Origin of the sequence: Sphingopyxis sp. JAI128, assembly GCF_014207235.1 — a bacterium.
In the GTDB taxonomy this organism is placed as follows: Bacteria; Pseudomonadota; Alphaproteobacteria; order Sphingomonadales; family Sphingomonadaceae; genus Sphingopyxis.
Genome location: NZ_JACHDA010000006.1, coordinates 34822 through 61306, shown reverse-complemented (window position 1 = coordinate 61306; position 26485 = coordinate 34822). Strand labels below are relative to the sequence as shown.

The following is a 26485-nucleotide window of genomic DNA, read 5'->3' as shown; positions in this document are numbered from 1 at the left end:
ATGGCAATGCCCCGGCGCTTCGCCCCCTCGCTTTTGCTGCTGTGCAGCGCGATGCTGGTTTCGGCGTCGGTTGCCGCGCAGGCGCCGGCCTATGACCTCATCATCCGTGGCGGCACCCTCTACGACGGGTCGGGCAAACCACCCGTCGTCGGCGATGTCGCAATCAAAAACGACCGCATCGTCGCGGTCGGCAAGGTCGATGGCACCGCGAAGAGCGAGGTCGCGGCAAAGGGCATGGCGGTCGCGCCGGGCTTTATCAACATGCTGAGCTGGGCGACCGAATCGCTGATCGCCGACCCGAAAAGCCAGAGCGACATCCGGCAGGGCGTGACGCTCGAGGTGATGGGCGAAGGCTGGTCGATGGGGCCGATGAATCAAGCGATGAAGGCTCTCGAAACCGAGCGCCAGGGCGATATCAAATATCCGATCGAGTGGACCAGCCTCGGCGATTATTTCGACTGGCTGGAAAAGCGCGGCATATCGACCAATGTCGCAAGTTTCGTCGGCGCGGCGACGGTGCGGGTGCATGAACTGGGCGAGGGCGACGTCGATCCCAACCCAGAGCAATTAGGCCGGATGCGCGCGCTGGTGCGGCAGGCGATGAACGAAGGCGCGATGGGGGTCGGCAGCTCGATTATCTATGCGCCGGGCTCCTATGCGGAAACCGACGAACTCGTCGCGCTGACCAGCGAAGCCGCGAAGTGCGGCGGGATGTATATCAGCCATATGCGGTCCGAAGGCGACCGCATCGAGGAAGCGGTCGACGAACTGATCGAGATTTCGCGCCGCTCGGGCGCCCCCGCCGAAATCTATCACCTCAAGATGGCGGGTCGCAGCAACTGGGGCAAGCTCGACACGATCGTGAAGAAGATCGAGGATGCGCGCGCCGCAGGGCTGCGGATCACGACCGACATGTACACCTATACCGCGGGTGCGACGGGGCTCGACGCCGCGATGCCGACCTGGGTGCAGGCGGGCGGGCTCGAACAATGGATCGAGCGGCTGAAGGACCCCGCGATCCGCGCGCGCGTCGCCGAGGAGATGAAGAAGCCCGGAAGCGACTGGGAAAATCTCTATTTCGGCGCAGGCGCCGACAAGATGATCCTGTCGGGCTTCAAGAATGACGCGCTCAAGCCGCTCACGGGCAAGACGCTCGCCGAGGTCGCGGCAATGCGTGGCAAATCGCCCGAAGCAACCGCGATGGACCTCGTCGTCGAGGACGGATCGCGCGTCGGCACCGTCTATTTCCTGATGTCCGAGGACAATGTCAGGAAACAAATCCAGCTGCCGTGGATGAGCTTCGGTTCGGACGCGGCGTCGCAGGCGGCCGAGGGCGTCTTCCTGAAATCGGGCGCGCATCCGCGCACCTACGGAAATTTCGCACGGCTGCTCGGCCGTTATGTCCGCGACGAGAAGCTCATCCCGCTCGAACAGGCGGTGTATCGTCTGACCACCCTGCCCGCGACCAATCTCGGCATCAAGGACCGCGGCGCGCTGAAGCCCGGCTATTATGCCGATGTCGTCGTGTTCGATCCCGCGACGGTCGCCGACCGCTCGACCTTCGAGGAGCCGCACCAATATTCGGTCGGCGTACGCGACGTGTTCGTCAACGGCGTCGCGGTGCTGCGGAACGGCGAGCATAGCGGCGCGACGCCCGGCCGCGCGGTGCGCGGTGCTGGCTTCAACCGCTGCAGCTAGGCCGCGATCGGCAGGCGTTCGATCAGACGGCGTTGCTCGGCGGCTGACCGGAACAGGAAATCATGCGGCAGGCCGAGCCGAACGCTCGCCTGACAATGCGGCGCCGCACGGTCGACATGGCGGTCGGCGAGCCAGCCGGCGATGCGCAGCGCGGTGCGATCGAGCCGCGTGAGGTCATAGCGCGAACCGAGGTCGAGCTTGCGGCGGATATGATTGGGCAGCAGCGACACCGATGCGCGCGCGATGGCGCGATGCAGGAAGCGCGGCACGCCCGGCGCGGCGCGGCCCGATTGGATAATATCGAGGAATTCGAAGATGATCGGATGCGGCTCGAAGCGCGGTTCGAGTTCCTTCATCATCGCCATGAAGGCCGCCACCGTCGGCGGCGTGCGCCGTGCGCCGAACTCGCGCCCGATCACGTCGCCGTCGCGCATGAAGCGGTCCTTGTCGGCATCGCTCACCCGATGGACGAAGCGGTCGTACGCCATCAGGAAGCCATAGGAGGCGGTCGCTGCGACCCAGTCGAGCAGCACGGGGTCCATCGCGCGATATCTGTCCCCCGCCGGGGTTTCGCCCTTCACCTTGCCATGCATGCGGTTGACCTTGCCGATCACCTCTTTCGCCACGCTCGCGGGACCGTAACAGGCGAGCATCGCGACGAGCCCGGTCCGGCGCGACCGTCCGATCGGGTCGGCCTTATAGGTCGAATGATCCCACACTCCCGACCGGATGCGCGGCTCGGCGAATTCGAGGAGCACCGCGGCGATGCCGCCGATGCCGAGCGCGATCGGATTCTTGTAGACGCGCCACTGGACGCTGTCGGGGGCAAGCAGCGCGGACTCGCCGGCGGGCGCGGCGAAGTCGATCGCTGTCCCCAGATAATCATCCTGCGTCGGCGCACGCACCACGGTCGTGGCTCCTTCTAGAAGTCATAGCCCAGAGTGATACCCCAGGTTCGCGGCTGGTTGGCGAAGCGCACGACGACATTGGCGTTGCTCGCCACCGCAGACCAATAATATTTGTCGAAGAGATTCTTCGCCCAGATCGAAACCGACCAGCCGCTTTCGCTCTTCAGGCCGAGGCTCGCATTGACCGTGCCATAGGCATCGACCTTGTAGAGATCGAGGTCTTCGAAAATCGTGTTCGACTTGCTCTGGTACCGCGCGCTCACCGCGCCGGTGAGGTTGAGCGTGTCGCTGACCGGGGTGTCATAGGCGATCGTTACGCTACCCTGGAATTCGGGGCTGTAGATGAATTCGGCGCCGTCGAAATTCTCCGGCTGTCCCGCGGCGTTTGTGCCGTCATAATCGTTGATCCGCGTCTTCAGCCACAACGCGTTGGCGGCGATGGTCAGCCCGGCCGCGGGGCGGATCGTCAGTTCGCCCTCGACGCCATAAGCCTCGCTGTCGGGGACATTGTCGAGCCGCGAGAGCGCGGTGTAGATCGGATCGGCGAAATAGGTGCTGATCTGCTTGTCGCGATAGTCGTAGTAGAAGGCCGAGAGATTGGCCTGCACCAGCCGGTCGGCGAGCGTCGCCTTCACGCCCACTTCATAGGCGGTGAGCTTTTCCTGCGTCACCGGCGCATTCTGACGCGCGAGGTTCGCCGCGTTGATCGGCGTCGTTCCCGATTTATAACCGCGCGAAACCGAGGCGTAGAGCAAGGTGTCATCGTTTGGCGACCAGTCGAGCGCGGCGCGCCAGGCGACGTTGTTTTCGTCGAGCAGCGACTGCACCTCGCCGAAGGTGCCCGTCACGGGGTCGAAGGTGTTGCACTGTCCCTGCAAAATCGGATCGGCGAGCACGCCATAGGTCTGGAGGTAGAGTGCGCGGTTCACAACATTGACGTTCGGCAGCATATTGCCGTTGAAGTCGCGCGAGCAGCCATTGTAGCGCTGCTTGTCCTCGGTATAGCGCACGCCCAATGTGACCTTGAGCTGCTCGGTGAGTTCGGCATCGGCGTTGCCGAAGATGCTCCACGTCTTGGTGCGGATGCGCCCGAAATCCTCATAGGTGCGGAAGGCCTGACTGAGTTCGAGCGGCGTGTAGCCGCCCGAATTGAAGATCGGGCTTGCGAGCAGCGGCGCGCCCGCCGCGCGGATCAGCCCGACATTCGCATTCTGCCCGAGCATCGTGCGGTTGGAGTCGATGATCCGGTCGTTGGCATAATAGGCGCCGACGAGCCAGTTCACCGCGCCGCTTTCGCCTTCCAGATGCAACTCCTGCGCAAAGCTCTTGATTCGCCCGACCGTATTCTGGAGCAGGATTTCGAACGGCGCACCGCTCCAGTCGGAGAGCGCGTTGCGCTTGAAATCATTGTAGCTGGTCAGCGAGACGAGCTTCATCGTCTCGCCGAGATCCTGATCCCAGCGCAGCTTCAGCCCCCAGAAGCGATTGTCCTCGGCGAGCGGGCCATCGAGGCCGAGCCCGGTGCCCACGTCCGCCGAGCGCGCCGCTTCGGGCGCCCAATCGGCCTGGCTGGCCTTGGTCGGAAAATTGGCCGAGAGATAGTCGGCGAGCCCCGGCGCGTTGAAGAACCGCGAATTGCTGGTGCCGGTGACGGGATTGGTCGCTGGGGTAAAGCCGATTCCCTGCCCCGCTACGGTATCCGAACGGTTACGCCACCAGGTCACCGACAGGTCGAAATGCGTCCCCGGCGCCGGGTCGATCGCAAGCGAGCCGCGGATGCCGAGCTTGTCGACTTCGCCCAGCCGATCGCCCCGCGCGTTGCTGACCTGCCACCCCTTGTCACTATTCTCGCTGCGAAAGGCAATGCGCGCCGCGACGCCCTCGCCGAGCGGCCCCGAGACATGACCGGCGATATTCCAGGTCTGGTAATTGCCGAGATCGGCCTTGATGCTGCCCTCGAAACGGTCGGTCGGCTTGGCGGTAATGAAGTTGATCAGGCCCGCCGTCGTGTTGCGGCCATAGAGCGTGCCTTGCGGCCCCTTCAGCACCTCGACGCGCTCAAGGTCCATCACCGGTCCGGTGTTCATGATCGGATAAGCGTAAGCAACCTCGTCGACATAAGTACCGACGGTCGAGGTCGACGACAGGTTGATCGTGTTGAAGCCGATCCCGCGCAGCGTATAGGTCGGAACGCCCTGATAGCTTTGCGAGACGGTGAAGCTCGGCGCCACCGCGGTCAGATCGCGCAGGTCGGTCACGCGCAGATTTTCGAGCGTTTCGGCATCGACTGCCTGGATCGCCATGCCGACGTCGTTCATCGATTCGGCGCGCCGCTGCGCGGTGACGATGATATCGCCTTCGGTCGCGACGCTGTCGGGTGCGGTTTCTTCGGCGGCAAGGGCCGGTGCCGCGACAACGAGGCCGATCGCGGTGCCGGGGGCCAGGAAAATACGCATTGCCTTCATCACTCATCCTCCCTCAAACGGCTTGTCGCGGGGCTCGTCTTTGTGCGAGCGTCGCGCGAAGCCGGACCGTGACAGAACAAAGGATTGCGGCGGGGCGAACAAGCTGACACCTGTGTCAGGGAGTGGAGGGACAAGCGTGTGATCAATGAAAGGGTCGAATGCTGGGCCGACATGCCGGCACTGATCGCGGCGGTACAAGCCGCCGGCGACGCGATCGGCCTGCCCTATGTCGCGGCGCAGGCCGACCTTGGCGACCCCGAACCGATGAGCGACGAGGTGGGCCGCCCCTATGCCGAAACCAGCTTTCACTGGGTCGACCCGAGCTATGCCTATTGGCGCGACCGCAAGCTCGCGCTGCAACTCGCCTTCCTCACCGCCGCGCGGCTCGTCGCCGAGCCCTTTTACTACAGCGACGGGCGGCTCGGCACCTGGCGCCCGTCGCACCTGCTCGATGAAGTCGATTGCTCGCAGGCACGCAACACCCCCAATTTCGGCGAGGCGATCATCGCGCCGGTGCACCTGCCACGCGGGCTCGTCGGCGCGGTCTTCTGGTGCTCGCGCGAGCCCGTCGGGGTCGAGGCGATCTTTGCCGAAGAGGCCGGCCATCTGCACAGCCTCGCAGTCAAGCTCGTCGCGACGCACAATGAGGCGCGCGGACGCCCGCGCAACGCCACGGTACCGCAGACGCTGACGCGGCGCGAGGTGCAATGCCTGCGCTGGGCGGCGGCGGGCAAAACCGACGGCGAGATAGGGATCATCTTGTCGCTATCGGTATCGACGGTGCGCTTCCACCTTCGCAACGCAGCGGCGAAGCTCGGCGCGACGGGACGCGCGCAGTCGATCCAGATCGCGGCGGGGCTCGGCTTCGTCGGTGCGCGCGCGGCCTGATGCAGGTGCCAGCTTGGCCCGACGTCGGCCGAAAGCCTAAGCAGAGGCCATGGACATGCTGAACGACCCGGCGTTTACGGCCTTTCGCGACGAGGTTCGCGCCTTTCTCGCGGCGCACCTGCCCGACGATATCCGCCGCGGCGCGGCGCGCGCGACGAGCGTTTTCATCGACCCCGCGATCACATTGCATTGGCAGCGTATCCTTCATACCAAGGGCTGGGCCGCCCCCGACTGGCCGGCGGAGTTCGGCGGCCCCGGCTGGAACGAGATCGAACGCTATATCTTCGCTGCCGAATGCGCACGCGCGGGCGCGCCGAACCTTGCCCCGATGGGGCTAAAAATGGTCGCCCCGGTCATCATGCATTATGGCAGCCCCGAACAGCGCGCCCATTACCTGCCGCGCATATTGTCGGGCGAAGATTATTGGTGCCAAGGATTTTCGGAACCAGGGGCGGGATCGGACCTTGCCGCGTTGCAGTTGCGCGCGGTGCCCGATGGCGCCGACTATGTGCTGAACGGATCCAAAATCTGGACCACCCACGCGCATTTTGCCAATCGCATGTTCGCGCTCGTGCGCACATCGAACGAGGGCAAGCCGCAGGCCGGGATCAGTTTCCTCCTCCTCGACATGGACTCGCCGGGTATCACGGTCGAGCCGATCCGCACGCTTGCGGGCGACCATGAATTCAACCAGGTGTTCTTCGACGATGTCCGCGTGCCGCAGGCGAACCGCCTCGGCGGTCAGAATGAGGGCTGGTCGGTCGCGAAGCATTTGCTCACCTTCGAGCGCGGCGGCAAATATGCGCCGGGATTGATCAGACGCCTCGATCAGCTGAGTAGACGGGCCGACGTCGGGGCAGTCCTGCGCGCGCAGATCGATCGAGAATCTATAAATCTCCACGCGCTGCAGGCACTCGAACTCAAGGCGATGCGCGGCGTCGGCGGCAGCAACGCACTTTACGCGTCGGCGTTGAAGATCCTTGGGACCGAAGCGGCACAGCGCATCGACGTGCTGGCCTGCGAGATTGCAGGTCATGCGGCGTGGGTCGACGCCGACGGACAGACGCCCGACGAACTGGCGGTCGTCGTGCCGCGCTATTTGAACGACCGTGCGGCAAGCATCTATGCGGGATCGAACGAAATCCAGCGCGATCTGATCGCGCGTCTCCTGCTGGGCTAAGCCGTTGCCTGGGCAAAGCGCGCCAGATGGCCGGCGCGCGAGCCGAACCCCGCGGTGATCGCCAGCGCTCGCTTGAAATGGCCGCCAAGGTGCAATTCCTCGGTCAGGCCCATCGCCCCGTGGATTTGCACCGCGCCTTCCCCGACGATCCGCGCCGCATCGGCGGTTTCGATACAGGCGGCGCTCACCAGTCGGGAACGCTCGGGACGTTCCTGGTCGACCGCGCCGATCGCGGCCTCGACCAATGCCGCGGCCTTCATGGCCGCAAGTTTCATGTCCGCGGTGCGATGGCGGAGTGTCTGAAACAGGCCGATCGGCTTTCCGAACTGCTGGCGCTGGTTCAGATAATCGACGCTGTCGGCAAGCATCCGGTCAATCAGTCCAAGTGCCTCGGCGCAACGCCCGACAAGAACCAGGTCGTTCGCGAATTCGGCAAGCGCCCGCGCTGCGGTACCGGACGCCAGCACCTCGAGATCGCCCGGCTTCAGCGTGAAGAAAAGGTCCGCCGACACGCTGCCGTCGTGCATGATTCGGTGGCGTTGCTCGACCTTGTCGTGTTCGGCCGCAATCCGCAGCAGGGCATCGCCGTCGGCCAGCAAGAAGAGATCCGCTTCGGCAGCTCCAGCGACCAGCGTCGCACTGCCCCGGACGGACGCGTCCCCTTCCACCACCGGCATGGTCGCCGACGACGCGGGGCAGATGATCGCCGCCCGCTTGGCGCCGGTCGCCAAGTCCGGCAATGCCGCGTCATCGGGCGCCACGCGGCCGAGCAACAGCGTTGCCGCGGCATGGGATAACCAGTCGGCTCCGGCCAGCGCGGGCCCGAGTTCCGCCATGACGAGCGCGATGTCGATCGCACCCCCGCCGAAGCCGCCCGCCGCTTCAGGCAAGGCGAGACCCGTCAGGCCAAGCGATTCGGAAAGGTCGGACCAACTGGGCCACGGCCTGTCGGCAAGGAAACGCTGAATGCTCGCCTGCGACAATTGCTGCTCGCCAGAGAGCGGAAAGTCTAGACCGCCCATGCCGGCGCATCCCGCAGGTCAGCAGATATCGGCATTATATATGTCACAGCATCCTCCCCCCTCCGCCTAGCGTCATAGCGCCGAAAGGGTCTAGCTGATTGGCGTATCAGGTCGAGCGTCCGGTGCCCTCCGTCTTATGGCACCAAAATGTCGCGGGGAAACACCGGCTGGCTGGGGCGGCAGGTCGAACGAAGATTCTATATCAATTTGAATTTAAGTGTTTTTCTTCGATCTCTGGTCTGAAATACCAGAATTTTGACCGCAATCGAGCTCCAGCCTTCTGAAGACAGGGCGCTCACTGGAGAGGAGCCCCACGGCAGATTTACCCGTCTCGGCACCCAGAAACCGACAGACAGCAATCGGCTAACATGGGAAGCCTGATAAAAAAGGTTCCGCCGAGATTGCAATGCCCCGCTGAGACACCATATGTCGGTCATTGCCAGGCCAAACTGCGTGCCGGTAACTGAGAGACCATCGCGCTCCCGCCCCAGGAGCGAAAATATGGATCTCAACGAACTTCTCTATCATCATCAGATCGCCCTGATGTCCGTCAGTCAAGCGGAGCGTCGCGGGCATGCGACGGCAAATTTCGATCTGCCGCTTTATTATGCCAAGCGCATCAACGACTATCGCGACATTCGGGGTTTGGCGGGCAATTTGATCATGTCCGACGGAACGCCGCAGGTGTCGGGCTTGTCCGACCGCGTCGAATGCAATCGATATGTCGGCGACATGCTGTCCATGGCGCAACCGGCCATTCTCGCTTGAAAGATCTTATTGCGTTCGATCTCGACGGCACGCTTGCCGAGAGCAAGCAACCGCTCGACGAGGCGATGGGGGAGGCGCTTGCAGATCTTCTCTCTGTCGCCGACGTGGCCATCATCTCGGGCGCCGACTGGCCGCAGTTCGACAAGCAGATCGCCTCGCGCCTTCCGGTTCGCGCCGACCGTGCGCGATTGTGGCTCATGCCCACGACCGGCACGAAGCTCTACACTTATCGTTGCGATGCCTGGCAGGCGGTCTATGCGGAACTCTTCGCCGACGATGAGAAACAGAGCATATTCGAAGCATTCGATGCCGCTCTCGAAGCCACGGGCTTCGTTCCGGAAGCAGTCTGGGGTGAACGAATAGAAGACCGCGGCAGCCAGATCACCTTTTCGGCGCTCGGGCAGCAGGCACCGATCGGCGCAAAGGAAAAATGGGATCCGGACTTTGCGAAGCGCAAGATCATCCAGCAGGATCTTCGCGGGCGCATGCCGGGACTGTCGGTCAATATGGGCGGGGCGACGTCGATCGACATCACTCGTGCAGGCGTCGACAAGGCCTATGGGCTGACCAGGCTGCGCGATGCGAGCGGTACCCCGCTCGACGCGATGATGTTCATCGGCGATGCGATTTTTCCCGGCGGCAATGATTATCCCGCAAAGACGCTCGGGCTCGACACGATTTGCGTTCGCGATACGCGCGAAACGCTTGGGGTTATTTCGACCATCATTGCCTGTCTGAAATGATCGGGTTTTCGCCGCGGAGCAGGTGTCCGGCGGAACCAACGCCTCGCTGATTTGTATTATTTCCGAACCCGCCGCAGCAGATCACGGCGCGTCCTAACACAATCAATCAATTTATTGGTGAGGCCTTCTGCCGCTTCATTTTGGAAGGTAAAACCTGTGTACGAAGCTCCTGATCGCACGTCGTTCGATGAAGGCCTCGAGGCTTGCCGATCGCTTCGTCCCACCGTCGCGCCGTCGCTCCGGCTCGCACTGATTGGCGGCTTCCTTCCCCGGCGCTGCGGCATCGCGACGTTCACCGCCGACATTCACGCGTCGCTTCGGGCAGCTGCGCCGGAGGTCGCTGTCGATGTCTATGCGATGGCCCCCGCAGCGACCCCGACCATATTCGATCCGGTGGTTTGTGCCGCGATAACCGAGGGCGACACCGACAGCTTTATCGACACGGCAAAACAGATCGAGGCGAGCTGCGCGGACATCGTCTGGCTGCAGCACGAGTTCGGTCTTTTCGGCGGGCTGGCCGGGGATATGGTGCTCGAACTGGTGGACCGGGTTTCGGCGCCTCTGATCGTCACGCTTCACACGGTGCTCGCCGAACCCGATGCCGATCAGCGCCGCGTCATGGGTCGCCTGATCGCGCGCGCCACCAAGCTTGTCGTTATGTCCGAACGCTCGCGCGACCTTCTGCGCAGCGTCTATCGGGCCGATGACGATCAGATCGCCATGATTGCGCACGGCGTACCCGATCGCCCGTTCGGCCGCGCGTCGCAGTTCAAGCCGCGGTTCGGCTTTGCGGGCAAACAGGTCGCGCTGACCTTCGGGCTATTGTCGCCGGGCAAGGGGATCGAGGCCGTCATCGAGGCACTGCCCGTGATCGTCGAGGATCATCCCGACTTTCTCTATTGCATCGCGGGGGCCACGCATCCCAATCTGCTCGCGCAGGAAGGCGAAGCCTATCGCGACCGGCTTGAGGCGCTCGCCGTCTCGCTTGGGGTTGAGGCGCATGTCCGCTGGATCAATGCCTTCTTGGACACCGACGATCTGCTTGATCTGATCGAGGCGGCCGACATCTATGTGACGCCTTACACAGGTGCGCAGCAATCGACGTCGGGCACGCTCTCCTATGCGATGGCGCTGGGCAAGGCGGTGATCTCGACGCCCTATGTGCATGCGGTCGAGCTACTCGCCGACGATCATGGCGTGCTGGTTCCTTTCAACGACAGCGAAGCGATCGCGAACGAAATCCGCTATCTGCTTGGCGATACCGACCGGCTGCTCACGCTGCAGCGCCGCGCCTATGATCGTAGTCGAGACATGATCTGGCCGGTGTTTGCGGAGCGCACCTGCGCGCTGATCGCGGAAAACCGTGTCCTGCCCAAAGCCGCTCCCATTCCCGACCGGATCGGCATCGACGGGTTCCTTCGCATTTGCGACGACACCGGCATCCTCCAGCATAGCGTTCATATGATTCCCGATCGCGCGCACGGCTATTGCGTCGACGACAACGCGCGGGCGCTGATGCTGATGCATCGGCTTGACGACGACGCCTTCCGCAGGTGCGGGCAGTTGACCTCGGTTTTTGCGGCATTTGTGCAGCATGCCTGGAACCCGGACCGCGCCGAATTTCGCAACTTCATGGGCTTCGGACGCGACTGGCTTGAGGACGTGGGGTCCGAGGATAGCTGCGGGCGAACCCTCTGGGCACTCGGCGCGACAGCGCGCGACGCACGCGAACCCGGTCAGCGGCTATGGGCGCACGAGCTGTTCGAGCGCACGGCCGCGTCCGCGCTGGATTTCCGGTCGCCGCGCGCGATTGCCTTTGCGATGCTCGGCGCCGACTTCGTCCTCGCGACGCATCCCGAGCATGACTTGGCGAACCGGATATTACGCAGCGGCGCCGACCGCCTGATGACGCTTTACGAAGTCGCGGCGCGGCCGAACTGGAGATGGTTCGAGCCGGTGCTTGCCTATGACAATTGCCGCCTGCCCGAGGCGATGTTGCGCGCGGGCGTGCGGATGGAGCGTGCGGACATTACTGCGTGCGGCGTCGATACGTTGCGGTGGATCAACGACGCGCAGATTTCGCCTGATGGTTATTATCGTCCAGTCGGATCCGACAGCTTCGGTCATGACTATGAAATTCCGCGCCCCTTCGATCAGCAGCCGCTCGAGATTTGGGCAGCCATCGATGCGGCGTCTGTGGCATACGACGTAACCGGCGACGATATCTGGCTCACGCACGCGCAACGGGCCTACGAATGGTTTTCGGGGCGCAACGACCGAGGCGTGATCGTTGGGGATCCGCTGACCGGGACCAGCAGGGACGGCATAAATCCCCGCGGTTTGAACTTGAACGAAGGCGCGGAGTCGGTCCTTGCCTATCAGCATGCGACCTATGCCATTCGGGATTTCATCCGCAAGGTCGACTGAGGGGATTATGGTGCATCTGGTCCAGGACGAATTGCGGCTCCACGCCGACCCGACGCGCGTCGTCGTGCGACCCTTTCACCTGGCATGGCAAGCGTCCGGCCCCGATCTCGAGCGCGTGCGGCGTCTGGCGCGCGAAATCGTTGCGCTCGATACACGCACCGTGCGCGCCGAGCTCGCTGTGATCCTGCGCGATTTCGCCGATCGGCACTGGCAGATCGAGAAGGTGTTCGAGGATCGTTTCGAGCAGATCGAACCGAAGCTCGGTCTCGAAGGCCTGACACTGAAGCGCGAGATGCGGCTCTTGATCGGCGCCTATTTCTGCCACGAATATAGCTACGCTGCAGCGGCGCTGATGAACCCCAGCGTTGTGCGCCATCCCGACCAGACGGGCTTGGGGGAAGGTTGCGTCCGAATCCTGCTATCGCTGCGTGCGGTCGGCGAAGGCCATATTTCGACGATCGCCTTTCGGGAGGGGATCATCACGAGCGACCGCGAGCTGACGCTGATGCCGCAGCCAGCCTTCGCCACCGCGGCGATGCTGGGTCAGCATCGCGAGGACAAACCAGACGATGTCGTCTCGCTCTACCGCCAGAAGGACAGCTCCCTGTCCGGAACCGTGATCTTTCCGATCACCGAGGCGCAGCGCAACGGTCTCGAGGATCTCCGGCTGCTCGAGTTCGAGCGCGACAGCGGCAAGAGCGAATGGATCGGAACCTACACCGCCTACAGCGGCCGGGACATTCAGTCGGAACTGCTGCGGACGCGCGATTTCAAGGATTTCACGCTGACGCCGATCAAGGGGAAGGCGGGTCGCAACAAAGGCATGGCGTTGTTCCCGCGCAAGATCGACGGGCAATTCTGCATGATTGGCCGGCAGGATGGCAAGAATCTCTACTTGCTACGCTCGGGTGCAGTCGATCAATGGGAAGACGGTGAATTGCTGCTCGAGCCGCGCTTTCCATGGGAGCTCATACAGATCGGCAATTGCGGCGCGCCAATCGAGCTGGACGAGGGCTGGCTGGTGCTGACCCATGGCGTCGGCGCAATGCGCAAATATGCGATCGGCGCCGTGCTGCTCGACAAGTCCGATCCGTCGAAGGTCATCGGCCGGACGCCCAACCCGATCCTGTCCGCCGCCGACGAGGACCGCGAAGGCTATGTCCCCAATGTCGTCTACACCTGCGGCGCGATCCGCGTCGGCGAAGATATCTTCCTCCCCTATGGCGTCGCCGACAGTTCGGTGTGCTTCGCATTCGTTGCGATAACGGAAATCCTTGCGGCCATGGATTATTCCGCGCGGGCCACAGGATGACGTCGCTTGCGGCCAGCGAAGGGTCGGCGATCGATATATTGATCGTCGGCGCGGGACCTGCCGGACTGACGGCCGCACTGTATCTCGCGCGCTACCGGAGAAAAGTACGCGTCCTGCATGACGGACGTTCGCGCGCCCTTTGGGTGCCGCGGTCGCGCAATATTCCCGGGTTTCCCGACGGCATCGTCGGGGCCGATCTCATCGCGCGCATGAGCGACCATGCCACGCGTTACGGGGCGGAGATTTTCGAGGCCAGCGTTAACGCAATCGCACCCCGACAAAATGAGGAGGGCTTTCGCGCCCACCTCGCGGACGGCGCGACCATCGATGCACGCGGCCTGATTCTCGCGACCGGCGTCGATACCAATCTCGCGAGACTCGACAGCGGCGATCATGACGCGGCGGTTCGGAACGGGGTGCTTCGTTATTGCCCAATCTGCGATGGCTTCGAACATGGCCACGAGCGGATCGCGGTCCTCGGTTCCGATCTCCATGGCGCCGCCGAAGCGATGTTCCTTCGACAATATTCGAGCGACGTCACCCTCATTCCGAAATGGCAGGTGGCGCTGACCGATCGGCAGCGGGGCGAACTCGAAGCGAGCGGCGTCGACGTTCTCGAAGGCCGGGTCCTTCGCCTTGACGCTACCGACGAGGCGATGTTCGTCGCGGTCGAGGGCGAAGCCCAACCGCGCCGGTTCGATACGCTCTACCCGGCGTTCGGATCGACGCCGCGCGGCGAACTCGCCGCCATGCTGGCGCCGCTGACCGACCCCAATGGCTGCATTCCGTTCAGCGCTTTTTCCGACGGACTGCTACCCGGCGTTTATGCCGCGGGCGACGTCATCGAAGGTCTCGACCAGATCAGCGTCGCGATCGGGCAGGCCGCGATGGCGGCGACGCGGCTCCACAACTGGCTGCGCGAACAGGACGGGCATGTGATGGCCGATCAGAAATAGTCAGAGAAATCGGCGCCCTGCGAAACCTAAGCGCGAGCGGGGGGTTGAGGATGCAAGCCCCTCGAAATTCAAGGAACCGATCATGGCCAAGAAGCCCGCGCCGTCGCCTGCGACCATCCACGCCCTTGGCGACCATCAGCCTGGCGCGGGGCAGCTTGCCCAGGCCGGCAGCCGCGGCAATGGTGACGAACTGCACCAGCAGGTCGAAGGAGGCGTCACCGATCCGGCAGCCTATCTCACCGACAATTTCGGCCACCGCATTTCGGACAACCAGAATTCGCTGCGCGCCGGCGAACGGGGGCCAACACTGCTCGAGGATTTCGTGCTCCGCGAGAAAATCTTCCATTTCGACCATGAGCGCATCCCCGAGCGGATCGTGCACGCGCGCGGGTCGGGCGCCCACGGCGTGTTCGAATGCACCAAGGCGATCCCCGGACTGACCAAGGCGTCGATCCTGCAGAAGGAGGGCGCGACCTGCCCGGTCTTCGTCCGCTTCTCCACCGTGGCGGGCGGCGCCGGATCGGTCGATACGCCGCGCGATGTGCGTGGCTTCGCGGTAAAATTCTACACCGACAGCGGCAATTGGGACCTCGTCGGCAACAATATCCCGGTCTTCTTCATCCAGGACGCGATGAAATTTCCCGACCTCGTCCACAGCGTGAAGATGGAGGCCGACCGCGGCTATCCGCAGGCAGCGAGCGCGCACGATACCTTCTGGGACTTCATCGGCCTGATGCCCGAGGCGATGCACATGATCATGTGGGCGATGTCCGACCGCGCGATCCCGCGCAGCTTTCGGATGATCGAGGGCTTCGGCGTCCACACCTTCCGCTTCGTCAACGACGATGGGGAGGGCAAGTTCGTCAAATTCCACTGGAAGCCGGTGCTCGGTATCCAGTCGACGACATGGGACGAAGCGGTCAAGATCGCAGGGGCCGATCCCGACTTCCACCGCCGCGACCTGTTCGAGGCGATCGACGCGGGCGACTTCCCGGCCTGGGATCTCGGCGTGCAGGTCTTCGACGAGGCTTTCGCCGAAAAGCTGCCTTATGACGTGCTCGACGCGACAAAACTGATCCCCGAAGAGGATGTGCCGGTCGAGATCGTCGGCCGCATGACGCTCAACCGCAACGTCGACAATTTCTTCGCCGAGACCGAACAGGTCGCCTTCCTGCCGTCCAACATCATTCCCGGCATCGATTTCAGCAACGATCCGTTGTTGCAGGGTCGGCTCTTCTCCTATCTCGACACGCAGAAGTCGCGGCTGGGGACGACCAATTTCCACCAGATTCCGATCAATGCGCCCAAATGCCCGTTCCACAATTTCCAGCGCGACGGGATGATGCAGACGCTCGTCCCGACCGGGCGCGCCAATTACGAGCCCAACAGCTTGGCCGAAGCAGGCGAGAATGGCGGGCCGCGGGCGAGCGCCGCAACAGGCTTCAGGACTTTCGAGACCAACGACGAACGGAACGATCCGGCACAGAAACTGCGTATCCGCGCGGAACTGTTCGCCGATCATTTCAGCCAGGCGCGGCTCTTCTATCGGTCGCAGACCGGGAATGAGCAAGCGCATATCGCATCGGCGCTGGTGTTCGAGCTGTCGAAGGTGACGCTGGACCATGTCCGCGCCCGCGTCGTCGGCCAGCTTCGCAATATCGACGAGGATCTGGCGAAGCGCGTCGCGGCGGGTCTCGCAATCGATCTGCCCGCAAAGGAAAAGGCCGCGCGTTCGCCGGTCGATCTTAAACCCTCGGATGCGCTGTCGATCCAGAAAAATGCCGACGACACGATGGAGGGCCGCAAGATCGCGATCCTGTTCGCTGAAGGGTCGGACAAGGCGGCGATCGACAAGCTGAAAGGCGAAATCGAGGGCGCAGGCGGCACCGCATTCCTCATCGCCCCCAAGGTCGGCGGCATCAAGGTCAAAGGTGGTACGCTCAAGGCCGACGGCCAGCTCGCGGGCTCGCCCTCGGTGCTGTTCGATGCTGTGGCGTCGATTCTCACCGAAGAACAGGCCAGCCTTCTCTCGAAGCAAGGCGCCGCCGTCCAGTGGTTCATGGACGCCTATGGGCATTGCAAGACGATCGCGCATGACGACGCGACGCAGGCGCTGCTCGACAAGGCGGGGGTCGAAAAGGACGGCGGTGTTGTTGCCATCGACAAGTTCGAAAACGTGGGCACGCGGCGCCATTGGGCTCGCGAAGCCAAGGTGCGCGATCTTGCCTGATCGCCCGTCCCGATGAGGCGCGCATCGGCGACCCATCATCGCGACCTTCGTACCGGCCAGTCGATCTGGTCGGCCCGGCGTCGCCCGGCCATCGAGGAGAAGCCGCTGACCCGCGATGTCGCTTGCGACATTGTGGTGATAGGCGCCGGTATTTCGGGCGCGCTGATCGCCGAGCAACTGTCCGATGCGGGGTTCGATGTCCTCGTCGTCGATCGCCGCGGTCCCACCGACGGGTCGACCGCGGCATCGACCGCGATGCTGCAATATGAGATCGATACGCCGCTCCATCAAATGGCCGAACGGATCGGTCGCGACAAAGCCGAGCGCATCTGGCGCCGCTCGCGCCAGTCGGTCGACGCGCTGCGCGAACGCACCGAAAGGCTCGGCCTCGACGTCGACGGTGCAACGCGCGGTTCGATCTATCTCGACGGCAATGTGCTCGATGCGGCGGGGCTTGCGCGCGAAGCCGAGGCGCGGCGCCGGGCCGGATTTGAAATCGAATTGCTCAAACCCGCACAGGTCGGGGATCGCTATGGCATCAAGGGCCGGCATGCGATCATCGGCTACGGCAATTATTCGGCCGATCCGCGCCGCCTGGCAGCAGGCTATCTGAACGTTGCGATTTCGCGCGGTGCACGGCTCTACGCCCCGGTCGATATTTGCGACGTCGCCCCCTCCGAGGCGGGCGTGACGCTCCGGTCCAAGGACGGACCCGCAATCCGCGCCAAACATCTCGTCGTCGCGACAGGCTATGAGATGATGAAGGGCGTACCGCGCAAGGGAAACAAGATCATCTCAAGCTGGTCGATCGCGACTCGCCCGCAGCCCCGCGCAATCTGGCCGACCGCCGCGATGATCTGGGAAGCTGCCGATCCTTACCTCTACATCCGTACGACGCCGCGCGGCGAAATCATCTGCGGGGGCGAGGACGAGGAAATCGCCGACGCGGCGCTCCGTGACGCGAAGCTACCGGACAAGGCGGCGACGCTGTCGCGAAAGCTCGCCGCTCTTTTACCGGGAGTGGACGCGACGCCCGCTTACAGTTGGGCAGGCAGTTTTGGCGACAGCCCGGTGGGCACCCCGACCATCGGTCGGATTCCGGGTATGCCCAACTGTTACGCGGCAATGGGATATGGCGGGAACGGCATTACCTTCTCGATGATGGCGGCCCAGATGCTACGCGGCCTTATCTGCGGCTATGGTGACCCCGACACCGATCTCGTCAGCTTTCATCGCAAATTTTGACTGCATAGATTTCATTCCTTCGGACGATTTCCGCTTTGCGGGTCATGATGAGCCACTTCGATTGCGCGCCGCGCCGCCGCCATTCGATTTCTAGTACGGTTTCGACGCGAGCTTGATGCCTTGACGCCAACGTTGGTGAGCATGGGCACAGCCTTTCCCGTCACGCGAACAGGTTCGAAACCTGCGCGCGCAATTTGTCGGTGGGAGCGGAATTGCGATTCCGCTCCAAGATAGTTCATTGTTTTTATTGATTTAGACGAGACGTCCCGAGGGCTAACGAGCGCTCGTGAAAACGCCGGCTGGCTGGGGCGGCAGGTCGAATACAGAAATTTTAGATGATTGAAATCATTGTATTTTATCTGAATTCTTCACAAATTTACCACCGTTCGGTGGTCGATTTTCGTGAGCTGCAGAGCGGCTATTTGGGACTATTTGCGAAATTCGATAGTGCGTTTGTTCGCGCGACGAAATGCTCGCCGCGGGAGGTATTTTAGGTTCTCAGAGCACGGTTGGACGCGTCGATAGCCGGATATGAGTCTCACAAGTCGACGACAATTTTTCCCATGTGCTGCCCGGACAACTGATAACGAAACGCGTCGCCTAGCCGGTCCAACCCAAAACTGCTGTCGATCAGCGGCCGCATGCCATTCGCTTCGACAAAGGCGACCAGGTCGGCAAGTTGCGAGACGCTGCCTACCGCCATGCCGCGGACTTGGATGTGGCGCATAACAACGTCGCGGAGAGGCAGTTCGGGCGCGGCATTCGAGGTCGAGCCGACAACCAGCAGCTTCCCGCCCATCCGGCACGCCGCGACAGAGCGGGCAAAGGTCGATTGCCCGCCGATGTCGAGAACAAGATCAACGCCAAGCCCCTTCGTAAGGTGGCGAACCGCGGCTGGCCAGTCGGGAACCGTGCGATAGTTGATGCCATGGTCGGCGCCGAGCGCTTTCAGTCGATCCAGCTTGTCATCCGACGACGAGATCATGATCACCTGCAATCCGAGCGCTTTGGCGATCTGGAGCATGAAGACCGCCAGACCGCCCGATCCCGGCAGCAAGACGGTCGCGCCGGGTTGCACTTGCCCCACGACGCAGAGCCCACGCCATGCCGTCAGTCCGGCGCATGGCAGCGTCGCCGCCTCGGCAAAAGACCAGCCGCGCGGCATTGGGCACAGCGAGTGCGCCGGGACGGCGACATGCTCGGCAGCGAAGCCATCGATCGTCTCGCCCGAAATCGCGGCATTATTTTCCTCGGTTGGCGCGCCGTCGACCCAGTTCGGAAAGAATGCTCCCATCACCCGGTCGCCCACCGAAAAACCGGCCACCCCCTCCCCGAGCGCAACAATCTCACCCGCGCCATCGGACATCGGTACGCGTCCGGCGGGCTGCGGAATGAAGCCTGCGACGACCAAATAATCATGGTAGTTGAGCGAGGTGGCGCGCACGCGGACCAGCACTTCGCCGGGCCCGGGATGCGGCGCCGCTTCCTCGGTCAAGGTCAGATTTTCGAGCGTCGGCTGGGCGGACAGGCGCAGGATGCGCATCATCCCGGTCACGCGGGTTCCCCCGGCACTGGGCGTATGACGAGGCTTTCGGCGCTGGCAAGGTGGCTCGCGCCGCCCAAGATATTGGTGAAGTTGGGCAGGCCGGTGTGTGCCATGCCGCCGCCGTCGACAACAAGGTTGTGGCCGTTGACGTAGCTCGCATCGCGCGACGCAAGAAACGCGATGGCCGCCGCGATCTCGGCCGGATCGGCGGGGCGTCCCAGCGGTAAGGCGTTGGTCCAGGCCGCCATGATGTCGGGATTGCCAGTCAGTCCAACGGCGAGCGGGGTCGCGGTGAGGCCCGGGCTGACCGCGTTGACGCGGACGTGCGGTGCATGATCGAGCGCCATGGCGCGGGTCAGGTTGATGAGCGCAGCCTTGGCGGCGTTGTAGGCGGCAAAGCCGTAGTCGCCCGCGATCCCGGCAACCGATGCGACATGGACGATATTGCCGCGCGCTTTTTCGAGGAAAGGCATCGCGGTGCGGCTCGCCCACATCGCCGCCTCGACATCGATCGCCATCACTTCGCGCCAATGCGCCAGATCGATGTCGGTAATCCGCCCGAACGAGCCGATCCCCGCGTTGTTCACCAGCACGTCGATCACGCCGAAGCGGTCGGCGACGGTGGCGATCAATGTTTCGATTTCCGCGGTAACCAGCATATCGACCCGATGGCCGACAATACGGTCGCTGCGCAGCGAACCAGCGAGCGCGTCGATCGCTTCGGGACGAATGTCGGCGACGACGACCGATGCGCCCTCATCGTGCAGGCGGCGGACAGTCGCCTCGCCGATCCCCGATGCGCCGCCGGTGACGATCGCGACCTTGCCGTCAAACCGCCCGCTCATCGCGCGGTGTATCCGCCGTCGACGGTCAGCAACGCGCCGTTGACGAATGAGGCGCGGTCGCTGAGCAGCCAGCACGCGGCCTGCCCAACTTCCTCGGGCTGCCCAAAGCGACCGATCGAATGGCGTTCGACCATCGGCGCGACCTGCGCCTCAAACGCCGGATTGCCGAACAGCCGGTCCTCGACCATCGGGGTCAGGATCAGCCCCGGCAGCACCGCGTTGACGCGCACCCCGGTGTAGCGCGCCTCGCACGCCGCGGCGCGGGTCAGGCCGATCACGCCATGCTTGGCGGCGACATAATCGGCGGCGTAGGGTGCGCCAATGATGCCGTCGCCCGACGAATTGTTGACGATTGCGCCCCCCGTCCCCTTCATCGCCTGCGTCTGATATTTCATGCACAGGAATACGCCGGTCAGGTTGATCCCCATCATTCGCACCCAGTCGCTCTGATCGAGGTCGGGGACGAGCTTGTTGGCCATCTCGATCCCGGCGTTGTTGAACGCGCCGTCGAGGCGGCCGAAGCTTTCGACGACCCCGGCAACGGCCGCGGCGACCGAAGCTTCGTCCGAGACGTCGCAGGTCCATGCGTGCGCATCGCCGCCGATAAGCTCGCGCGTTTCCGCATTTCCGTCGGGTTCGACGTCGAACAGCGCGACACGCGCGCCGTCGGCAGCAAAGACACGCGCGGCGGCGCGGCCGATGCCCGAACCGGCGCCGGTGACGATGACGACCTTGCCGTCGAGCAGTGGTTTGACGGCGGTCATGCCGGGTGGTGAATCGTTTGGGGAACGGTGAATTCGAGCAGACCATCGAGGCCGTTTTCGGCGCCGATCCCCGATTGCTTGTGTCCGGCGAAGGCCGCGAACGGAGTCAGTCCCTGCGCCGAGTTGATCCACACCGTCCCGGTTTCCAGCCGCGCCGCGACGTCCGCCGCGGCGGCGGGGTCGGATGACCAGACCGACCCACCGAGGCCATATTCGGATGCATTGGCACGCGCGACGGCCTCGTCGATGTCCGAATAACGCAGCAGCGGCAGTACCGGGCCGAAGGCTTCCTCGGCCACGACACGCGCGTCGTCGGGCGGGTTGTCGACCAATGTGACCGGGACAAAATAGCCTGCGCCGTCGGTGGGGTCGCCCCCGGCCAGGAACCTGTGCCCTGCCGCCTTGCTGTCGGCGATCATCGCCTTGACGCGCTCGTACTGGGAGCGGTTCTGGACCGGACCGAGCGCGCTGTCGGGGTCAGTGCCGTCGCCAATCCGTACCTTGCCCGCAATATCGACCAGCGCCGCCGCCAACTCGTCATAGATGCTGTCGTGGACGAACATGCGCTTGGTTGCGACGCAGACCTGGCCACTGTTGGTGAAGGCGGCCCAGAACAGGGGTTCCGCGATGTCGGTAACCTTCGCGTCCGGCAGCACGATCGCGGCGTCGTTGCCGCCGAGTTCGAGCGTCAGCCGTTTGAGGTTCGCCGCGGCGCTCGCCATCACGCGGCGCCCGGTGGCGGTCGATCCGGTGAAGCTGATCTTGTCGATGTCCGAATGCTCCGACATCATCGGCCCTAGTGCATCACCGCCCGAGACGATGTTGAGCACGCCGGGCGGCAGAACGCTTTGCAGGAGCTCGCCGAGCCGCAGCGTCGCGAGCGGTGTGAAGGGCGAGGGTTTGAGCACCAGCGTGTTGCCGGTGAGCAGCGCCGGGCCGATCTTCCAGATCGCCAGCAGCACCGGAAAATTCCAGGGTACGATGGCACCGACGACACCGAGCGGGACATGCCTGGTCACGCTGCGCTGGCCCGGCATGTCCTCGTTGATCGTTTCGGGTAGCAGCTGGTCCGCGACCACCCCGATCCACCATGCCGCCGCCTGAATTTCGCCGAGCGCCGCGGCATGAGGCTTGCCCTGTTCGGTCGTGAGCAATTGTTTCAGCTCCTCGGCGTGCTCGGCGACCAACGTGCCGATCGCCCGCAGCGCCGCCTGCCGTTCGGCATAGGGTGTCGCCCGCCAGCCGGGATAAGCCGCGCGCGCCGCCGCGACCGCCGCGTCGAGTTGTGCGCGCGAACAATCGGGGATGGTCGCGACAACAGCCTCGGTCGCGGGGTTGATGACGTCGATCTGGTCGGGCGAATTTTCTGCCCGCCCGTCGATGGTCATGTTGAAGACACTGGTGATCATGGATTACTCCCGCAGCAGGGACAGGGCGTCATGGTCGAGCACATGGCTGACATGACGGTCGAGCATGGTGAGGAACATCTGGTCGCCGCGGTCGGTGCGCTGGACGAGCATCGCGGCGCCTACGGCGACATTGATCCCGGCGAAGGTGAAATGGCGATAATCGGCGACGAATTCGTCGCGCGAATAGTCCGAGATGCCTTGCGTCCGCAGTTCGTCGAGATAGGCCGCCATCAATTGCGGTTCGATCGCGCGCCGCGCCTCGGGCGAATAGCCGCCCCCGATCAAATAAGCGACGTCAACCGCGCCGTTGCCAAGCGCGACCGACTGCCAGTCGACGACAATCAGCCGCTCGTCGTCAAACAGCATATTGTCAGGCCGGAAATCATTGTGGGTAATGCAGCGCGGCCGCGGGCGGGCGCGATCGTAGATGTCATACCCCTCGGCCAGCGCATCGCATACCTGGCGCTGCGCATCGCTGAGCAGCGCGTCGTAGCGATCGCGAAAGGCGGGCCAGGCGCCGCGAAAGACCTTAGCAGTATAGAAAGGCTGACCGTGGGCTTCGGTGCCGAGCCAGGCGAGGTCGCTGCTCTCTCCCTGCTCCCAGAAGGCGGCGTGGAGCCGCGCGGCCTCGCGCACCGCGCGTAGGGCATGGCGATCCGACAGCCCCTTGAACTGATCGCCGGGAGCAGCGGGGGCGAGGTCTTCGAGCAGAAGCGCAAAGCCCCCTGCCGCGTCCATCTGTGCGCCGTAGCAGGCCGGCACCGCGATCCGCGCCTGTGCTGCCAGTTCGCGGTAGAAACGCACCTCGCGCGCATAGAGCGACCAGGCGGCCGCGACGTCCAGGCTGGTCGGGTCGGTCGAGGAAAATTTGCCGATCAGCGTGGACGGCGCGGGGTCGCTGTCCGCCGCGTAGGTCAGGCGAAACCTCGCAGTATCGCCCAATTGCCCGGTACCGATCCGCTCGGCCGCCAGCGACGTGATCGCGACGCGGTACCCGGCATCCATCAACATCGCTTCGATCCACGGAGCGTCGACAGTTTCGGGACGGGGAACCGCATCGACCGCAACCAAATCTGCGGGCGCAATGGCATTATTCACCTGTATTCCTCTCCAAATGCCTGTTGTCGACAGGTCTGGCGGCAAGGATGCGAAGGCGCCCAGCTAAAGTCCAATCGGCCTTTGCCGCCGACCTATTGGGTCATCCGATGAATGGCGCCGCCGAAACAATTGGTATCGCCTGGCCGACGGAGCGACGACGGAAAAACATCGGGAGATGCAGGATATGACCGACGACCGCACGCAGCGCGCGCTCGCAATATTGACCGCGATCGGTACGGGAACCGTGCCGATCGGTCCCTTCGCCGCGGACGCACGCTGGTGGTGGAACGGCGGGCTCGATTTACCGGTGGCGGATTTCGCTGCGCTGCTCGCCGAGCTGCACAACCAGACCGAAAGCGGCATCGCGATTACCCCGGGGCTGATTTTGGCTCAGGACGACAGCGTGATGATCGAGGCGACGTCGATGGCGCGACTGACCAACGGGCGCGTTTACGACAACCGCTATGTCTTCCTGTTCCATTTCACCGGCGACGCGATCCGCGAGGTGCGCGAATATAGCGACAGCGCGCACGTCAACGCGACCTTCGATCTCGGCGGCTAGCCGAAGGAGGCGATCGGCAGCTGCTCGACGCTTTCGCCCGCGGCCTCGCGGGTCGCCTGCCAGCCTTCGGCAAATTCGAAGAAGCGCCGCGCCGCCTTGTTCGGTGCCGTGCCGAGCACCACTGAAAAATCCATATAGAAATTCATGCCCTCCACGGGCCGCAGTGCCAACCCCGCGGGGGTCGGGAACCAGCCGATGCCGATGCAGCAATTGCCACTGCGCAGCGCATAGCGTTCGATTGCCAACGCATTGCCTTCCGACGGAGCAAGCGGGATCGCCCCGTGTGACAGCATGAAGCTGACCATCGGGTTGATGAAGGCGTCGCCATGCTCGCCGCTGAGCATCGCGATCCGCCGCCCGGCGAGTGCCTCGCCGGGAATGATGTCCATCGCGGCGAGTTCGGATTCCTCGGGCACCAGCAGGCCGATCTTGCGGCGGCACAGGATCACGCGTTCGAGGACGTCGGGATATTGCACCTCGTTGACAATGTGGCCGGTGGGGACATCGCGGGTGAATTCGCCCGGCGGGACATCGGTCGCAATGCCGAGCAACAGCGCGGCGTCGAGCCGGTCGGAAAGCAGGTCGCGAATCTGGTCTGATTGCAGCCGGTTGTCGATCTGATGCCGGATTTCGGGTCGCGCGGCGGCGAACGCGTCAAGCAGATTGATACGCTCGGCAAAATCCATCGTGTACATCGCAGCACCGAGACGGAATTGCGTCACCGTCGCATGCTGCATGTCTTCGGCGTCGTGACGCACTTCGTCGGCGAGTTCGAGCAGCGCCTCGACCTTGGGCAACAGCCGCGCGCCCTGTTCGCTGAGCGTGACGCGGCGCGAGGTGCGGTGAAACAGCAGGAAGCCGAGAATCGCTTCGAGTTCCTTGATCTGGCCGGACACCGTCGGCTGGGTCAGGTGCAGCTTTTCGGCCGCACGCGTGACCGAGGCTTCGCTCGCAACGGCGGCAAAGCTGCGCAACAGCTTGAAATCCAGGTGATGCATATCCTCAGCCCATCGCTCTGTCGGCGTATGCCGCGCAGCATAACAGATTGATTGGCGCGGTCTATCGATTCACCGCGATTGCCGATTGGACGCGACCAGCACCTACTCCCTACCAAGGCGCCGAGAGGAGAACCGACGTGGCCGATAAGCTCGCGGACAAAATCGACGAGATCATCACCGATCCGGCAACCTATGCCGACGAGACGCTGTATCATCGGGCTTTTGCCGAATTGCGCCAGCATGATCCGGTGCATTGGTGTGCGCCGAAGGATTATCATCCCTTCTGGGCAGTCACGCGGCACGCCGACATCATGCGGGTCGAGCTTGACGCCACCAATTTCCTCAACGAACCGCGCCAGTTTCTCGTCACCATTGCCGATCAGAAGATGCTGGAAGAGCAGACCGGCGGCAGCAATTTCGCGCGCAATCTGGTTGCGATGGATAACCCCGATCACAAGGCGTATCGCGCGCTGACGGCCGACTGGTTCGGTGCCAAGAGCGTGCGCGCACTAGAAGAAAAGATCACGGATCTCGCCCGCGAAACGGTTGACCGCATGATCGCCAAAGGCGGCAAATGCGACTTCGCCAAGGAAATCGCCGCCTGGTATCCGCTGCGCACGATCATGATCGTGCTCGGCGTGCCGCGCGAAGACGAGCCGCTGATGCTCGAACTGTCGCAAAAGGTGTTTGGCGGTAGCGATGCCGACACCGGCGGCGGCGAAGGCATGGCATCGATGCTCGAGGCGTTCAACGCGTTCAACCAATATTTTAGCGGGGTTGTGGCCGATCGCCTGGCCAACCCCCGTGACGACGTCGCGACGCTGCTTTCGACCGCGACGATCAACGGCGCCCCGATCGGCGAAGCCGAGCGCAACGCCTATTTCCTTATCGTTGCGGCAGCCGGGCACGACACGACCAGTTCGGCGATTTCGGGCGGGCTGCTCGCGCTGATCCGCAACCCGGACGAGATGGCAAAGCTGCGCGCCAACCCCGAACTGATGCCGCAGGCGGTCGACGAATTCATTCGCTGGACGACCCCGGTCAAGCATTTCTTCCGCACCGCGGTCGAGGATTGCGAAGTCGGCGGACAGGCGGTGAAAGCGGGTGACAGCCTGATGATGTGTTACCCTTCGGCTAACCGCGACGAAGCCGCGTTCGAAGATCCAATGGCGTTCCGCATCGACCGCAAACCCAATCGCCAGCTGGCCTTCGGTTATGGTCCGCATGTCTGCCTCGGCCAGTTCCTGGCAAAGATGGAGATCCGTATCCTGTTCGCCGAGCTGCTGGCGCGCATCGACGACATTGCGCTCGACGGTGATCCGGCGTGGGTAAAGGCGAATTTTGTATCGGGGCTGAAGCGCCTGCCGATCCGCTATCGCTGCTCGACGTGACTGACGGGAATCAGTCACGGGTTTGGCGGA

21 protein-coding genes are annotated in these 26485 nt (G+C 63.6%); 12 read left to right on the top strand and 9 right to left on the bottom strand.

Annotated elements, in window-relative coordinates:
• Complete coding sequence (locus HDC35_RS14845; RefSeq protein ID WP_184648161.1) at nucleotides 1-1698, top strand: amidohydrolase family protein; 1698 nt, start codon at nucleotides 1-3, stop codon at nucleotides 1696-1698.
• Here the strand turns inward: HDC35_RS14845 and HDC35_RS14840 are convergent.
• The gene (locus HDC35_RS14840) at nucleotides 1695-2606 is read right to left on the bottom strand and encodes an oxygenase MpaB family protein (protein ID WP_311770779.1); all 912 of its coding nucleotides are present in this window, start codon (nucleotides 2604-2606) and stop codon (nucleotides 1695-1697) included. The genes HDC35_RS14845 and HDC35_RS14840 overlap by 4 nt on opposite strands.
• 14 nt (nucleotides 2607-2620) lie before the next feature.
• A complete protein-coding gene (locus HDC35_RS14835; RefSeq protein ID WP_184648159.1) occupies nucleotides 2621-5071 on the bottom strand; it encodes a TonB-dependent receptor in 2451 nt (816 codons plus the stop codon).
• Nucleotides 5072-5209: 138 nt separating this feature from the next.
• Between HDC35_RS14835 and HDC35_RS14830 the strand changes: the two genes are divergently transcribed.
• Both HDC35_RS14830 and HDC35_RS14825 read left to right on the top strand, forming a co-directional pair.
• A complete protein-coding gene (locus HDC35_RS14830) occupies nucleotides 5210-5959 on the top strand; it encodes a helix-turn-helix transcriptional regulator (RefSeq protein ID WP_311770778.1) in 750 nt (249 codons plus the stop codon).
• 49 nt (nucleotides 5960-6008) lie between these two features.
• Nucleotides 6009-7139 (top strand): acyl-CoA dehydrogenase family protein, encoded by a 1131-nt coding sequence (locus HDC35_RS14825; RefSeq protein ID WP_184648157.1) that lies wholly within the window; start codon nucleotides 6009-6011, stop codon nucleotides 7137-7139.
• Here the strand turns inward: HDC35_RS14825 and HDC35_RS14820 are convergent.
• Complete coding sequence (locus HDC35_RS14820) at nucleotides 7136-8161, bottom strand: acyl-CoA dehydrogenase family protein (RefSeq protein ID WP_184648155.1); 1026 nt, start codon at nucleotides 8159-8161, stop codon at nucleotides 7136-7138. The two genes, HDC35_RS14825 and HDC35_RS14820, sit on opposite strands and share 4 nt — an antisense overlap.
• 426 nt (nucleotides 8162-8587) lie before the next feature.
• On the opposite strand from HDC35_RS14820, the gene HDC35_RS14815 reads away from it, so the two are divergent.
• From HDC35_RS14815 to HDC35_RS14785, 7 genes are all read left to right on the top strand, one after another.
• Nucleotides 8588-8929, top strand: coding sequence for a hypothetical protein (locus tag HDC35_RS14815; protein WP_184648153.1), 342 nt, complete (start codon nucleotides 8588-8590; stop codon nucleotides 8927-8929).
• The gene (locus tag HDC35_RS14810; RefSeq protein WP_184648150.1) at nucleotides 8926-9672 is read left to right on the top strand and encodes an HAD-IIB family hydrolase; all 747 of its coding nucleotides are present in this window, start codon (nucleotides 8926-8928) and stop codon (nucleotides 9670-9672) included. Before HDC35_RS14815 ends, HDC35_RS14810 begins: the two co-directional genes overlap by 4 nt.
• Before the next feature lie 156 nt (nucleotides 9673-9828).
• Nucleotides 9829-12099: a glycosyltransferase gene (locus tag HDC35_RS14805; RefSeq protein ID WP_184648148.1), complete on the top strand. Its 2271-nt coding sequence runs from the start codon at nucleotides 9829-9831 to the stop codon at nucleotides 12097-12099.
• A 7-nt stretch (nucleotides 12100-12106) separates the two neighbouring features.
• Nucleotides 12107-13411 carry a glycoside hydrolase family 130 protein gene (locus HDC35_RS14800; protein WP_184648146.1) on the top strand — a complete coding sequence of 435 codons (1305 nt, stop codon included), beginning with the start codon at nucleotides 12107-12109 and terminating at the stop codon, nucleotides 13409-13411.
• Nucleotides 13408-14367: an NAD(P)/FAD-dependent oxidoreductase gene (locus tag HDC35_RS14795; protein ID WP_184648144.1), complete on the top strand. Its 960-nt coding sequence runs from the start codon at nucleotides 13408-13410 to the stop codon at nucleotides 14365-14367. The genes HDC35_RS14800 and HDC35_RS14795 overlap by 4 nt, the downstream gene beginning before the upstream one ends.
• A gap of 82 nt (nucleotides 14368-14449) precedes the next feature.
• Nucleotides 14450-16597, top strand: a complete 2148-nt coding sequence (locus HDC35_RS14790; protein WP_184648142.1) for a catalase — start codon at nucleotides 14450-14452, stop codon at nucleotides 16595-16597.
• Nucleotides 16598-16609: 12 nt separating this feature from the next.
• Complete coding sequence (locus HDC35_RS14785; protein WP_221438275.1) at nucleotides 16610-17842, top strand: FAD-binding oxidoreductase; 1233 nt, start codon at nucleotides 16610-16612, stop codon at nucleotides 17840-17842.
• 538 nt (nucleotides 17843-18380) lie between these two features.
• Here the strand turns inward: HDC35_RS14785 and HDC35_RS14780 are convergent.
• Genes HDC35_RS14780 through HDC35_RS14760 form a run of 5 tightly spaced genes read right to left on the bottom strand, consistent with a single transcriptional unit; the run spans nucleotide 18381 to nucleotide 23504 of the window.
• Nucleotides 18381-19388 (bottom strand): zinc-dependent alcohol dehydrogenase family protein, encoded by a 1008-nt coding sequence (locus HDC35_RS14780; protein ID WP_260397786.1) that lies wholly within the window; start codon nucleotides 19386-19388, stop codon nucleotides 18381-18383.
• A gap of 5 nt (nucleotides 19389-19393) precedes the next feature.
• Entirely contained in the window at nucleotides 19394-20233 is an 840-nt protein-coding gene (locus tag HDC35_RS14775; protein ID WP_184648140.1) for an SDR family NAD(P)-dependent oxidoreductase, read from the bottom strand.
• Nucleotides 20230-20997 (bottom strand): SDR family NAD(P)-dependent oxidoreductase, encoded by a 768-nt coding sequence (locus HDC35_RS14770; RefSeq protein ID WP_184648138.1) that lies wholly within the window; start codon nucleotides 20995-20997, stop codon nucleotides 20230-20232. The genes HDC35_RS14775 and HDC35_RS14770 overlap by 4 nt, the downstream gene beginning before the upstream one ends.
• The gene (locus HDC35_RS14765) at nucleotides 20994-22406 is read right to left on the bottom strand and encodes an aldehyde dehydrogenase family protein (protein WP_184648136.1); all 1413 of its coding nucleotides are present in this window, start codon (nucleotides 22404-22406) and stop codon (nucleotides 20994-20996) included. Before HDC35_RS14765 ends, HDC35_RS14770 begins: the two co-directional genes overlap by 4 nt.
• 3 nt (nucleotides 22407-22409) lie before the next feature.
• Nucleotides 22410-23504 (bottom strand): phosphotransferase, encoded by a 1095-nt coding sequence (locus tag HDC35_RS14760; RefSeq protein WP_184648134.1) that lies wholly within the window; start codon nucleotides 23502-23504, stop codon nucleotides 22410-22412.
• Between the two features lie 184 nt (nucleotides 23505-23688).
• On the opposite strand from HDC35_RS14760, the gene HDC35_RS14755 reads away from it, so the two are divergent.
• On the top strand, nucleotides 23689-24066 hold the full coding sequence (locus HDC35_RS14755; RefSeq protein ID WP_184648132.1) for a nuclear transport factor 2 family protein: 378 nt from the start codon (nucleotides 23689-23691) through the stop codon (nucleotides 24064-24066).
• Here the strand turns inward: HDC35_RS14755 and HDC35_RS14750 are convergent.
• Nucleotides 24063-25064 carry a LysR family transcriptional regulator gene (locus tag HDC35_RS14750; protein WP_221438274.1) on the bottom strand — a complete coding sequence of 334 codons (1002 nt, stop codon included), beginning with the start codon at nucleotides 25062-25064 and terminating at the stop codon, nucleotides 24063-24065. The two genes, HDC35_RS14755 and HDC35_RS14750, sit on opposite strands and share 4 nt — an antisense overlap.
• 137 nt (nucleotides 25065-25201) lie before the next feature.
• On the opposite strand from HDC35_RS14750, the gene HDC35_RS19870 reads away from it, so the two are divergent.
• Nucleotides 25202-26455 carry a cytochrome P450 gene (locus tag HDC35_RS19870; protein ID WP_184648130.1) on the top strand — a complete coding sequence of 418 codons (1254 nt, stop codon included), beginning with the start codon at nucleotides 25202-25204 and terminating at the stop codon, nucleotides 26453-26455.
• The last annotated feature ends 30 nt before the right edge of the window (nucleotides 26456-26485 follow it).